Source organism: Thermomonas brevis, from assembly GCF_014395425.1.
GTDB lineage: Bacteria > Pseudomonadota > Gammaproteobacteria > Xanthomonadales > Xanthomonadaceae > Thermomonas > Thermomonas brevis.
In genome coordinates this window covers 3,370,025-3,382,918 of the sequence record NZ_CP060711.1, presented here as the reverse complement: position 1 = coordinate 3,382,918, position 12,894 = coordinate 3,370,025, and the positions used below count along the sequence as shown (strand labels likewise).

Here is a 12,894-nt window from a genome sequence, read left to right as displayed (position 1 = left end):
GAGGGGATTCCGCATTCTGCATGGATCGCGGCCATGCCACCATCCGGCCCGGCCCAGTCCACGGCAGGGTGACATTCCCAGCTCCCGGCGTTGATTTCCATCCACGCCGTTCGTCGCATGCGGGAACCCCACGGAGACACACATGTGCCCCCTTGCCCTCCCCGTACGTCCATCCGTTCTCGTCCTGCCGAAGAGATCACGGCTGACCAGGGCGGCACAACGCACTCGTCAGTGCGCGAACGCCTCCGGCTTACGCCACCCCAGCGCCAGCATGACCGCCGCCACCGGCAGCGCGAACAGGTGCCAGCGCAGGGTCGCCATCGGATCGACGACCACGTTCAGCACCAGCGCGCCCTGCGCGCCGACGTAGGCCGCGGCCAGCAGCAGCAGTTCGAACAGCCGGCCGTTGCGGAACAGCGCGCCGGTCGCCAGCCCCCACAGCGCAATCGACAACCCGGCGACCAGCGTGGCGAGCGCGGCCGATGGCTGCGACAGCGCCAGCCGCAGCAACGCGGGCAGCACCAGCGCCCACGCCAGGCCGATGCCGACGGCCGCGCGCACCGCCAGCAGCCGCAGGCGCATGCCCGGCGCAGTGAACACCAGCGCCGCCGTGCGCGTCTCGCGTTCGCGCAGGATCAACCGGGCGAACACGTCCAGCGCCAGCACCCATGCGCCGATCATCGCGACCGCCATCGCCTTGGCCGGCGCGAATGCCTGCACGCCCAGCGCGACCAGCAACAGCAGCCACCACCAGGCCCGTCGCGGGCGCAGCACCAGCCGCAGCTCCGCCGCGACCAGCACGCCGAACGGCCCGCGTTGCAGCGGCGTCAGCAGCGCCTCCAGCCAGCGCAGCCGCGCACCGTCGCCGCGCGCCTTGCCGGGGCTGCCCACGTGCGCGGCGCAGCGGTCCAGCAGCGGCACCGCCATTGCCAGCAACACCAGCGCCAAGCCGAACCAGAAGCCGCGTGCGCGCAGCCCGCCCGCGTCCGGCGTCCAGCGCGGCCATTCCAGCAGCACCGGCCGCTTGCCCTCCAGCGACTGCGTGCCGATGCTCAGGCCGAGTTCCTTGCCCGCATCGATCGCCGGCCAGTCGCGCGACAAGTCGTGCTCAGCCAGCAGCAGTCCGTGCGGATCGCCGGGGAACGGCACCGCCGCGCCCGGCCGCTGGTCGGCCTGCGACGTGCCCATCGCCACCAGCGCCACGTACAGCACGAAGAACAGCACGTTGCCGGCGCTGCGCCGCAGCCACGGCACCATGTCGAACCACACCGCCAGCGCGGACGTCAGCGCCAGCGAGGGCACGGTCAGCACCAGCACCGGCTTGACCAGTTCGAGCAGGTCGATGCGCAGGTCTTCCGCGCGCAGCCACTGCGCGGCCAAGCCGACGATCAGCCCGCCCGCCATCACCAGCAGCAGCACCACGAGATGGCTCAGCCACTTCGCCCACAGGTAGGCGCCGCGGCTCATGGTGGTGGCGACCAGCAGCTGCCAGGTGCGCGTCTCGAAGTCGCGCACCAGCGTGCCGCGCACCAGGTAGAAACCCGCCAGCGACAGCGTGACGCTGTACATCAGCGCGGCGACCATGCCGATCCATGCGCTGGAATAGCGCCCGCGCATGCCGTCGCCGACCGACACGGTCAGGTAGGCTTCGCTCGCGGCGGGAAAGCACCACCACATCAGCGCTGCCAGCCCGGCCACCACCAGCCAGAAGCGCGGCGTGCGCAGGCGCTGGCGCAGGTCCGCGGCCAGCACCGCGGCGACCGCACGCGGCGCGCTCACGCCTGCGCCCCGCTGCGGTGGAGCAGCCACAGGTAGGCATCCTCCAGGTCGGCCGCCACCGGCACCGCGTCCGCCGACGGCGCTTCCGCGCCCACCACCCGCAGCTCCACGCCGTGCACGCGGCGCTGCGCGCGGCTGATGCGCAGGCGCGCGCGCGCATCGGCCAGGCGTTCGGCGTCGATGGTCATCTGCCACACATGGCCTTCGGCGTCGGCCATCAGTGCTTCCGGGCTGCCGTGGAAGCGCAGGCGCCCGCCGGCCATCACCGCCAGCATGCCGGCGCTGGCCTCGATGTCGGAGACGATGTGGGTCGAGAGGATCACCAGCCGCTCGCCGGCCAGCTCCGCCAGCAGGTGGCGGAAGCGCACGCGCTCCTCCGGGTCCAGCCCGACCGTGGGCTCGTCGACGATCAGCAGCTTCGGATCGTTGAGCAGCGCCTGGGCAATGCCGACGCGCTGGCGCATGCCGCCGGAATAGCCGCCCAGCCGGCGATCCGCCACGTCCTCCAGCCCCACCATCGCCAGGCATTCGTCCACGCGCGCCACCGACGCGCGCGCCGGCAGCCCCTTCACCGCCGCCAGGAAGGCGAGGAACTCGCGCGCCGACAGCGCCTCGTACACGCCGAAGTCCTGCGGCAGGTAACCCAGCTCGCGGCGCAGCGCGTCGGGCTTGCGGGCGATGTCCTCGCCGCGCCACAGCACCCGGCCGGCGGTGGCCTTCGACAGCGTGGACAACACCCGCATCAGGGTCGACTTGCCGGCACCGTTCGGCCCCAGCAGCCCCACGATCCCCGGCGCCATCGCCAGATCCACGCCCGCCACCGCCTCGTGTCCTCCGCGATAGCGGTAGCCCACGCCTTCCAGCGCCAGTTCCAGTGCCATCCCATCCGCCTTGCCTGCCTAGATGATTTGGTATGTTAGTGATGTATAACACCTAAACAATAGGTCATTCGGCAGGGGTCCTCCGGGGACGCCCGGTGTCGAATCCCGGCGCGCCCGCTCGTCGTACCCTCGAATCCCGCCGGAGACCGCCATGACCCCTGCCCGCCCCCGCCTGTACGCCCATCCGTTCTCGTCCTACTCCCAGAAGGCGCTGGTGGCGCTGTACGAGAACGGCACGCCGTTCGACTACCGCAACCTCGAAGACCCGCAGAACGGCGCCGAGCTGGCCGAACTGTGGCCGATGAAGCGCTTCCCGGTGCTGGCGGACGGCGACCGCACCGTGCTCGAAGCGAGTTGCATCATCGAATACCTGCAACTGCGCCATCCCGGCCCGGTCCGGCTGATCCCAGACGACGGCGACGCCGCGCTGGAGGTGCGGATGCTCGACCGCGTCTTCGACAACTACGTCTCCACGCCGCAGCAGAAATTCGTCTTCGACGTGCTCCGCCCGGAAGCCGACCGCGATCCCTACGGCGTGAACGAGGCCCGCAAGATGCTGGAAACCGCGTACGCCTGGCTGGACATGCGCATGGCCAACCGCACCTGGGCCTGCGGCGAACAATTCACGATGGCCGACTGCGGCGCCGCGCCGTTCCTGTTCTATGCCGACTGGACACACCCGATCGACGCGCGCTTCGCCAACGTGCGTGCCTACCGTGAGCGCCTGCTGGCGCGGCCCTCGGTCAAGCGCGCAGTGGACGAGGCGCGGCCGTTCCGCTCCTACTTCCCGCTTGGGGCACCGGATCGAGACTGACGCGCGCAGCGCGACGGAAGCCGCACCTTCCGCGCATGCGCCAGCACGCGCTCCGAGAACGACATCGACATCCCTCCCGTTTGCAGGACAGCGCGACCGCCGCGCCGGGTCGACGCCGGCCCGCGCATTCCCTACATTGCTCCGTCCGCGACACGATTCGGCCAGAGAGACGGAAGCAAGAGCGCGCATGAAGGGTAACCAGGGAACACGCGCGGGCGACGCCGGCTGCGCCATCGGTTTCATCGGGCGCATGGACCTGCGCCGCCTCGCCGCCGCGTTCGCGCTCCTGCTCGCCCTCGGCAGCGCCGTCGCCGCGCCTCCGCCCGCGACGACGCCGTCGTCGGCCTACGCCGCCGAACGCGACCGCCTGCGCGCGGAAATCGCCGTCAGCGAACACGGAGAGTTGCGGCTGGCCTTCATGGACTCGCTGCGCCGCCTCGCCGAAGCCAACGGCGACCGCGACACCGCGCAGCTGATGGAAATCGAGCGCATCTTCGCGACCCACGACGATGCCGCCATCGACGCCAGCCTGGACGCGCTCAACGCCGTCCGCAGCCGCGTCCGTCCGCAGGCGTCGCCCGAACTGCGCGAGGCGCTGGAGCGCGTGTACGGCAACCTGTATTTCGACGTCGGCCATTTCGGGCTCGCGCTCGAACACCAGCTGGAAGCGCTGAAGTGGGCGAAGCGGCTGCCCTCCGGAAGCCGCCAGGCGACGCTGTACCGGCTCGGCACCATCGCCGAGCTGTACAACGCGATGGAGCGGCCGGACGACGCCCTGCGCTATGCCGACATGGGCCTGGCCATGGCCGCCCCGCCCGCCGATGCGTCGGTCAATCCGGTGTCGCTGCTGGGTGCGCGGGCAATGGCGCTGCTGCAACTCGGGCGCACCGTCGAAGCGAAGCGAGCGCTCGACGAGGCTGGCCGCATCGACGCCCGCGGCGCGCCGGGCTTCAACACGCTGCGCATCGCCGCGAACCGGGCGGCGCTCGAACTCGCCACGGCCCCGCCCGCCGAGGCGATGCGGGCGGTGGAACGGCTGCGGCAACTCGCCGAACGGCAGGACAATGCTTACTACCGCACTCGCGCCGACCTGCTGCGCGGCCAGGCGCGCATCGCCGCCGGCGACGTCGCCGAGGGCCTGCGCGGGATGCGCGAAGCGACCGCCAGCTTCGAACGGCGGGGCCAGATGATCGACGTGCTCGACGGCCTCGACCGCGAGATCCATGCGCTTCGCAGGCAGAGCGCCTGGCCCGAGGCGGTCGCGTCGCTGGAGCGCCGGCAGGCGATCTGGTCGCACCTGTTCCGCAGCGAACAGACCCGGGCGATCGCCGAACTGGAAGCCAGGCAGCGCGCCGAAGCGCAGGAGCAGCGCATCGCATCGCTGGCGGCGCAGGTGCGCCTGGAGCGCGCACAGGTACGCGCGGAACGGCTGCGGATGGCGCTGTTCGCCGCGCTCGCGCTGCTGGCCGCCTGCATCGCCGGCCTGCTGTCCCTGAGCCGGCGGCGCGCGCACCGGGAGCGCGACCGCCTCTCGCACGCCGTGCGCCACGATCCGCTCACCGGCGCCTTCAGCCGCTACGAATTCCAGGTGCGCGCCAGCGCCGCCACACCGGAACGCGACGCCGGCAAGAGCGTCCTCCTGCTCGACGTGGACGAGTTCAAGGCCGTCAACGACGCGTACGGGCACGCCGCCGGCGACGCCGCGCTCAAGGCCGTGGTGGACCGCCTGCGCCAGGCGATGGGCGACGGCGACGCCATCTACCGCTGGGGCGGCGAGGAGTTTCTGCTGGTATTGGCGCCGCGCAACGACGCCGCGCTCGCGCGCGATCTGCGCGCCCTGCGTCGCGCGGTCGCCAACGCGCCGGTGGCCTGGGAGGGCGGCGCCTTCGCGATCACCCTGTCCGGCGGCGCGGTCCGCCATCCGCTGGCGGCGGGCTGGCAGGGATCGCTCTCCGACACCATCCGCTGGGCTGACGCGGCGATGTACGCCGCCAAGCACGCTGGCCGCGACCGGATCGTGCAGGTGCGGCTCACTCCACAAGGCATTGATGCGCTGGCCGGCCACCGGCCGATCGACATGGCCCAGCTCCAGGATTGGGAGCGGCAGGGCTTCGTGCGGATCGAGGACCGGGACGACAACGGTCGTTCGGACGTCGGCTGAAGCGCGGCTCCTCCGCCGGAAGCGCCAGTGTGGATCGCTGGCGTCGAGTCGGCGGGCAACGGCTTGCCTGAAAGCGAAAGACGAGTCGCCGTCGCCGACGGCGTTCGCCGCTCGCGTCGAATCGTCGATGGCGCGACAGGCCCGCCGCCGCGCTCAGCCCCGCCGCGCCGCCTCGATCGCGGCGATGTCGATCTTGCGCATCGTCATCATCGCGTCGAACGCACGCTTGGCCGCGACCCGGTCGGGATCGACGATCGCGTCCAGCAGCGCGCGCGGCGAGATCTGCCACGAGATGCCCCACTTGTCGCGGCACCAGCCGCAGGCGCTTTCCTCGCCGCCGTTGCCGACGATGGCGTCCCAGTAGCGGTCGGTCTCGGCCTGGTCGTCGGTGGCGACCTGGAACGAGAACGCCTCGCTGTGCTTGAACGCCGGCCCGCCGTTGAGGCCGATGCAGGGGATGCCCAGCACGGTGAACTCCACGGTGAGGATGTCGCCCTGCTGGCCGGACGGGAAATCGCCCGGCGCGTGCATCACCCGGCCCACCGCGCTGTCCGGGAAGGTGGCGGCGTAGAACGTGGCGGCTTCCAGCGCGGCGCCGTCGTACCACAGGCAGATGGCGTTCTTCGGGGTCATGGCCTTGCTCCTTCGTGGGGGTTCGACTGTACGACGGACGGGCGTGAAGGAAATCGACAGATAATGCGGCGACGTCCGCCGCCGCAGGCCACCCGTCCGATGCCCCCCAGCCCGCCCATGCCTCCTCCCATCGGCTTGCTGCTGCGCGAATGGCGCGCGGCGCGCAAGCTGAGCCAGCTCGACCTGGCGCTGGCGGCGGACATGTCGGCGCGCCACCTGAGCTGCATCGAAACCGGCAAGGCACGCCCCGGCCGCGACGCGCTGGCGCGGGTGGCCGCGGTGCTGGACATGCCGCTGCGCGAGCGCAACGCGCTGCTGCTGGCCGCCGGCTACGCGCCCGACTATCCCGAGCACGCCTGGGAAACGCCGGTGCTGGAGCGGATGCGGCAGGCAGTGGAGCTGATCCTGGCGCAGCAGGAGCCGTACCCGGCCTTCGTGCTCGACCGCCAGTGGAACGTGCTGATGGCGAACGCGGCGGCGCAGCGCGTCAACCGACTGCTGATGGCCGGGCGCGAGAGCCGGCACGCCAACCTGCTTCACCAGGTGTTCGATCCCGAGGACTTCCGCGCGGTGATCGTCAACTGGCCCGAAGTGGCGGAGAAGTTCCTGCACCACCTGCACGCGCAGATCGCCGCCGCGCCGACCGACCCCGCCCCGCGGAAGATGCTGGAAGCGATCTCGCGCTATCCGGACGTGCCGGCGCCGGGCCGCGCCGCCATCCGCGCGCCGGACCCGGTGCTGACCCTGCGCTTCCGCAGCGGCGCGGGCGAGCTGCAGTTCTTCGAAACCATCACCACCTTCTCGATGCCGTTCGACGTCACCCTGGAAGGGCTGCGCATCGAATGCGCATTCCCGGCCGACGTGCACACCGCGAAGGTCTGCGCGGAGCTGGCGCGCGGCGACGCTTGACCTCGCAGGTCATTGCCGGCCCGCGCGCGCATCCGCAGGCTGGCGCCTCCCTCCCCGATGGATTGCCCGATGCGCGCCTGCCGCCTGCTCCCGCTTGTTCTCCTCGCCGCCGGTCTCGGCGTCTCCCACGCGCGCGCGGCGGAGCCCGCCGCCGATCCGGGACTGCGGCGCCTGGACATGCTGATCGGCCATTGGGAAGTGAAGCAGACGCTCTGGACCGCGCCCGGCCAACCGCCGGCGGTCGATGCCGGCCGCGCCACCTTCGCGCCGGTGCTGGGCGGGCGGCATCTGCGGCAGGAGCTGCACATCGACGCCGCCACGCCGTTCGACGGGCTCGGCTACCTCGGCTACGACGGCGCCAGCGGCCGGTACGAAAGCCTGTGGATGGACGTGAACTTCGACGGCGCCATCGTTGCGCGCGGCGGCTTTGACGCCGAGACCTCCAGCTACACCTTCCTCGGCCGCGTGCCCGATCCGGCGCATCCGGGCGGCACCAGCCCACTGCGCGAAGTGGTGCGGCTGGTCGATACCGACCACTTCAGCCACGAGTACTACGAACGGCGCGACGGCAGGGAAACGCTGGCGGTGCGCCTGGAGTACACGCGCAAGCCGTGATCGCGGGACGGCGCGCGCCGCCGGCCGCCGTCACTCCGGCGGATACATCGCCGGCAGCACCTCGGGCGCCAGCGCGCGGTAGATCGTCCCGTGATCCAGATCGGGACGCGCCACCACCCGCCACGCCAAGCTCGCGGGCGCGCTGGCCAGCGCGCGCTCCAGCACGCCGACGTTGGGCCCGATCGTTTCCGGTTCCGCCCATCCCACGTACAGTCGTCCGCGCGCGTGCGGATGCGCCGCCAGCCACGTGGGCGCGTCCGCGGCCAGCTTGCCACTGTTCCACCACAGGCTCGGATCCAGCGCGATCCAGGTGTCGAACAGCTCCGGCGACGCGGACAGCGTTTCGAGCACGAACAGTCCCGCCAGCGATTCGCCGATCAGGCCGCGCCGCCCGCTGGCGGGATACGCCGCTTCGATCCGCGGGATCAGCTCGTCCGCGATGAACGCGCGGAACTGCGCGGAACCGCCGACCACCGGCGCGATCTCGCGATCCTCGGCCACCGACGTCGGCCCGGTCAGGTCGCGCCGCCGCTGGGTGTTCTCGATGCCGACCAGGATCACCGGCGCCATGCGATCCGCGCGGATCGCGGCGTCGATGGTGTTGGCGACGTGCGGGAAATCCTCGGCCACGCCGCCGTCCAGCATGTAGACGACGGGATAGCGCCGGTCCGGCGCCTGTGCGGGCGGCAGGTAGACGTTGATCCGCCGGGTCTCGTGCAGCGCTGCGGATTCGAGCGTGAACGAGGCGTGCGGCGGCGGTGCGGCCTCTTCGGCGGCCGGCGCGTGCGCGCAGGACGCCAGCATCCATCCGGCCAACATTGCGGCGATCCAATGCGCCGCGGCGCGTCCTGCGAATGCCATGCGATTTCCCTTTCCGTTGCGGAAGCGCATGGTAAGGCAGCCGGTGCGCGGCGTTGCGCACCGGCCAGGACGTGCGATTCCCGCAATCGAGCGGAGCGACGGTGCCTGCCATAAGGCCGCGCGCGGCATCAGGAGTCGGCCGCTGCGCCGGCTCCCGCGATCGCCACGCTGATCCGCTGCACCGTCGGCCCGAACAGCAGGACGATGGCGAACGCGGCCGGCCAGGCGGCGAGGAAGGCGTGCCGCCAGTGCAGCAGATAGGCGGCATCGAAGCCGAGGTTGAGCCAGACCACGAAGGCGGTCATCAGCAGCGACATCCACAGGGACATCAGGCCGGAAAAGACGAGGCGAAGGCGCTGAGGCTGGGTCATGGCGGAAGCTCCGTGTCGGGACGCGCACAGGCTAGATACACACCACATCCGGAACCAGATCCATAAATTCAATCTATGATTCGCGAAAACGCAATCATGGATCGGCCATGTTCGACGCGATCGCCCTGTTCGTCTCCATCGTCGAAGCCGGCAGCCTCGGCGCCGCCGCCGAGCGCCTCGGCCTGCCCGCCGCCACCGTGACGCGGCGCCTGCAAACGCTGGAGCAGGAGCTGGGCTGCCGGCTGCTGCACCGGAGCGCCCGCCGCCTGCAACCCACCGCCGAGGGGTTGCAGTACTACGAGCAATGCCGGCCGCTGGTGCACGCGCTGACCCAGGCCACGCAATCGCTCGACGCCAACCTGCGCCGCGTCGCCGGCCACATCCGCGTGCTGGCGCCGGTGAACCTGGCGAGCGGGCCGCTGACGGCGGCGTGGACGGGCTTCCTCGACGCGCATCCCGAGGTGAGCCTGGAGCTCCAGCTCAGCAATGCCGTGCAGGATCTGGTGGGCAGCGGCGCGGACCTCGCGATCCGCGTCGGCGCGCAGGACGATTCGCTGCTGACCCAGAAGCGGCTCGGCGAAATCGGCGTGCACCTGGTCGCATCGCCCGCCTACCTCGCGCGGCGCGGCACGCCGATGCACGCGCGCGACCTGGCCGGACACGACGCCATCGTCACCGCGCCGCTGCTGGCGTGGCCGCTGCGCGATCCGGCCAGCGGCGCGGACACCACGCTGCGCCCGCAGGCGCGGCTGCGCGTCGACGAAATGCGGCTGGCGGTGGCCGCGGCCGAAGCGGGACTCGGCATCCTGCTGTGCCCGAACACCCTCGCCCGCGACGCCATCGCCCGCGGCACGCTGACCACCGTGCTGGAAGGCTGGACGCCGCAGCGGCGGACGCTGTTCGCGGTGTGGTCGCAGCAGCGCTACCTGCCGGCGCGGGTGCGCGCGCTGGTGGATCACCTGCAGGCGTTCGTGCAGTCCGATCCGCAGCTTGCGATGGCGTCGGCGAGCGCCTGACGGCCGCGTCGCCGTTATTTGCCCGAATCGGCCGCCATGCGCGATCGGCAGCCGGCTTATTCGCCGCCCTTGGCTTCGCCCATCTGGCGCTGCAGGTACAGCGGCAGGCCGAGCATGCGGATCAGACGCAGCTGCTGCTCCAGCCAGTGCGCATGGTCTTCCTCGGTATCCACCAGCTGCGACACCAGCATGTCGCGGCTGACGTAGTCGCCATGCCGCTCGCACAGCGCCACGCCTTCGGCCAGGTGGGCGCGCACCGCGTATTCGGTCTTCAGGTCGCGCTGCAGCATGTCCTCCACGTCGATGCCCGGCTCGAACGCGTCCGGGTTCATGTCCGGCGTGCCTTCCAGGAACAGGATGCGCTTCAGCAGCGCGTCGGCGTGCTGGGTCTCCTCCTCCATCTCGTGGTGCATCCGCTGGTGCAGCACGTGCAGGCCCAGGTCGTCGTAGCGGCGCGAATGGATGAAGTACTGGTCGCGCGCGGCCAGTTCCCCGCGCAGCAGGAATTTCAGGTAATCGACGACTTCGGGATGGCCTTTCATGGCAATGGCTCGCTGCGGAAACGGCGGCAGTGTGCCCGAACCCGCAGCGTCATGACGGGACGCGAATGCGTGCGGTTTCCTTTCGCATCCCCCGTGGCGGCCCATGGATGTCGAAGCCGGGCAACCGGGTATAGCGGAACGGCGACGGCGCGTGCCGCTCGATCCGGTCCCCGGATTTGTCTCCCACGCGCGTTCGGGTCCACACTGCGCGGCAGGCCGGCATGTCCTTGCCGGCGCGACGCACAGGTGAACTGCCATGTCCGTCTCCGGCATCGGTTCCGCATCGTTTCCCAGCGCGCGGCTTCGCCTGCCGGCGCAAAACGCGGCCTCGCAGGGCGCGTCGGGTCCGGGCGCGCAGCCACCGCATTCCGGCGATGGCGCCACCTCGGCGCATGCGCGCCCGTCGGGCGAACGGGCAGACACCAGCGGCACGCCGCAAGCCTCCGGCCGCTCCACGGGCGCATCGGCCGCGCGCGGGCAGATCGCCGGAGGCCTGACGGCGGAACAGCTGGTCGAACTGGACAGACTGAAGGCGCGGGACACCGAAGTCCGCCAGCACGAAGCCGCGCACCAGGGCGCCGGCGGCGCCTACACGGGCAGCGCCAGCTTCACGTTCACCCGCGGTCCGGACGGCAAGCGCTACGCCACCGGCGGCGAAGTGTCGGTGGACACGTCGCCGATTCCCGGCAAGCCCGAAGACACCATCGCCAAGATGCGCATCCTCCAGCAGGCGGCGCTGGCGCCCGCCGAGCCCTCGCCGCAGGACAGGCGCGTGGCGGCCCAGGCCGCACGGGCCATGCACCAGGCGCAAAGCGAACTCCAGCAGCAGGACAGGGCGCAGGCGCACGCGTCCGCAGGCGACGACGGCAGCCGCCAGCGGCGGCTCGCGCACGCCGCCGGCGCCTATCGGGAAACGGAAAAGGCGTCCGCCGCGTAATCGCGATCGGACCGTCGCATCCCGCAACGCAATCCCAACAAGAAACGGGTCGGAGCGACGGGCGGACGGCGATTCCGCGACGCGCCGGCAACCGCGCATGCGGTGGTGTTCCCGCGCGCTCCGCCGCCGGAAAGGCCTCCGTCCGCGGATGTATAGTTGCCGGGCTTGCCGGGCACGGTGCCCGGCCACGAACCACAGGGAAATGTCATGGGTCTTGTGCAGGCAGTGGTGGGCGCGGTCGGCGGTGCGCTGGGCGACCAGTGGAAGGACTTCTACACGGTGCCGGACGGCCTGCCGCCGACTGCGGCGCTGTTCGCCGCGGTGCCGCGCGGCACCAATGCCGGACGCGGCTCCAACACCCACGGCTCATCGAACATCATCAGCAACGGCTCGAAGATCGTGGTGCCGGAAGGCTACGGCCTGCTGCTGATGCAGGACGGCAAGATCACCGGCTTCGCCGCGGAACCGGGCGGCTACGAATGGCGTTCGGACGACGTCAACTCGAAGTCGATCTTCGCGGGCGACGGCCTGGTCAGCTCGCTCATCACCCAGAGCTGGGAGCGCTTCAAGTTCGGCGGCCAGCCGGGCTCGCAGCAGCTGGCGTTCTTCGTCTCGCTGAAGGAACTGCCGGACAACCGCTTCGGCACCCAGTCGGAAATCTACTGGGACGACGGCTTCCTCAACACCCAGGTCGGCGCGGTCACGCGCGGCTCGTACACGCTGAAGATCGTCGACCCGATCCTGTTCGTGAAGAACTTCGTGCCGGCCAGCTACCTGCAGCCGGGCCAGGTGTTCGACTTCACCGACCTCGACAACGTCGCCGCCAGCCAGCTGTTCAACGAGGTGGTCGGCTCGCTGGCGCCGGCCTTCAGCCTGTACACGAACGATCCGTCCAAGGGCAACCGCATCACCAAGATCCAGCAGGATTCGGTGGGCTTCGCGAAGAGCCTTTCCGATGCGGTCGAGAACGCCTACCAGTGGAAGTCGGATCGCGGCTTGGCCATCGTCAAGACCGCCATCGTCTCCATCGAATACGACGCCAACACCCGCGAACTGCTCAAGACCGTGCAGCGCGCCGACGCGCTGTCCGGCGCGCGCGGCAACTCCAACCTGCAGGCCAGCGTCGCCCAGGGCATCCAGTCGGCCGGCGAGAACGGCGGCGCGGCGGGGATGATGGGCATCGGCATGGCCAGCGGCATGATGGGCGGCATCGGCGGGTTGCAGCAGCCGACCGCCCCCGCGGCGCCGGCGGCGGACGATCCGGTGGCGAAGCTGAAGAAAGCCAAGGAGATGCTCGACCTCGGCCTGATCACCCAGCAGGACTACGACGCGCTCAAGGCCAAGGCGCTGGGCCTGTAAGCCGCGGCCGCACCAC

13 protein-coding genes are annotated in these 12,894 nt (G+C 71.0%); 7 read left to right on the top strand and 6 right to left on the bottom strand.

From position 1 onward, the window contains the following. Positions 1-228: 228 nt before the first annotated feature. Together H9L17_RS15590 and H9L17_RS15585 are read right to left on the bottom strand one after the other, a co-directional pair. Entirely contained in the window at positions 229-1,779 is a 1,551-nt protein-coding gene (locus H9L17_RS15590; RefSeq protein WP_187570322.1) for a hypothetical protein, read from the bottom strand. Next, positions 1,776-2,660 (bottom strand): ABC transporter ATP-binding protein, encoded by an 885-nt coding sequence (locus H9L17_RS15585; RefSeq protein WP_187570321.1) that lies wholly within the window; start codon positions 2,658-2,660, stop codon positions 1,776-1,778. Before H9L17_RS15585 ends, H9L17_RS15590 begins: the two co-directional genes overlap by 4 nt. 151 nt (positions 2,661-2,811) lie before the next feature. Between H9L17_RS15585 and H9L17_RS15580 the strand changes: the two genes are divergently transcribed. Both H9L17_RS15580 and H9L17_RS15575 read left to right on the top strand, forming a co-directional pair. After that, positions 2,812-3,474, top strand: coding sequence for a glutathione S-transferase family protein (locus H9L17_RS15580; RefSeq protein ID WP_187570320.1), 663 nt, complete (start codon positions 2,812-2,814; stop codon positions 3,472-3,474). A 187-nt stretch (positions 3,475-3,661) separates the two neighbouring features. Next, positions 3,662-5,635: a GGDEF domain-containing protein gene (locus H9L17_RS15575; protein WP_187570319.1), complete on the top strand. Its 1,974-nt coding sequence runs from the start codon at positions 3,662-3,664 to the stop codon at positions 5,633-5,635. Positions 5,636-5,788: 153 nt separating this feature from the next. On the opposite strand, the gene H9L17_RS15570 is transcribed toward H9L17_RS15575, so the two are convergent. After that, positions 5,789-6,268: a VOC family protein gene (locus tag H9L17_RS15570; RefSeq protein WP_187570318.1), complete on the bottom strand. Its 480-nt coding sequence runs from the start codon at positions 6,266-6,268 to the stop codon at positions 5,789-5,791. 117 nt (positions 6,269-6,385) lie between these two features. Between H9L17_RS15570 and H9L17_RS15565 the strand changes: the two genes are divergently transcribed. Beyond that, positions 6,386-7,177 carry a helix-turn-helix domain-containing protein gene (locus H9L17_RS15565; protein ID WP_187570317.1) on the top strand — a complete coding sequence of 264 codons (792 nt, stop codon included), beginning with the start codon at positions 6,386-6,388 and terminating at the stop codon, positions 7,175-7,177. A 69-nt stretch (positions 7,178-7,246) separates the two neighbouring features. Then, positions 7,247-7,792, top strand: coding sequence for a DUF1579 family protein (locus H9L17_RS15560; protein WP_187570316.1), 546 nt, complete (start codon positions 7,247-7,249; stop codon positions 7,790-7,792). A gap of 30 nt (positions 7,793-7,822) precedes the next feature. Here the strand turns inward: H9L17_RS15560 and H9L17_RS15555 are convergent, their stop codons facing one another. Next, positions 7,823-8,611 (bottom strand): alpha/beta hydrolase, encoded by a 789-nt coding sequence (locus tag H9L17_RS15555; RefSeq protein WP_187570315.1) that lies wholly within the window; start codon positions 8,609-8,611, stop codon positions 7,823-7,825. A 170-nt stretch (positions 8,612-8,781) separates the two neighbouring features. Further along, positions 8,782-9,024, bottom strand: a complete 243-nt coding sequence (locus H9L17_RS15550) for a DUF2798 domain-containing protein (protein WP_187570314.1) — start codon at positions 9,022-9,024, stop codon at positions 8,782-8,784. Between the two features lie 107 nt (positions 9,025-9,131). Between H9L17_RS15550 and H9L17_RS15545 the strand changes: the two genes are divergently transcribed. Then, positions 9,132-10,040, top strand: coding sequence for a LysR family transcriptional regulator (locus H9L17_RS15545; RefSeq protein ID WP_187570313.1), 909 nt, complete (start codon positions 9,132-9,134; stop codon positions 10,038-10,040). A gap of 56 nt (positions 10,041-10,096) precedes the next feature. Here H9L17_RS15545 and bfr read toward each other — a convergent pair whose 3' ends face one another. Next, a complete protein-coding gene (gene bfr / locus H9L17_RS15540; RefSeq protein WP_187570312.1) occupies positions 10,097-10,582 on the bottom strand; it encodes a bacterioferritin in 486 nt (161 codons plus the stop codon). Positions 10,583-10,838: 256 nt separating this feature from the next. Here bfr and H9L17_RS15535 point away from each other — a divergent pair, with 256 nt between their 5' ends. Then, complete coding sequence (locus H9L17_RS15535; RefSeq protein WP_187570311.1) at positions 10,839-11,519, top strand: putative metalloprotease CJM1_0395 family protein; 681 nt, start codon at positions 10,839-10,841, stop codon at positions 11,517-11,519. A gap of 207 nt (positions 11,520-11,726) precedes the next feature. After that, entirely contained in the window at positions 11,727-12,878 is a 1,152-nt protein-coding gene (locus H9L17_RS15530; RefSeq protein WP_187570310.1) for an SPFH domain-containing protein, read from the top strand. Positions 12,879-12,894: the final 16 nt, after the last annotated feature.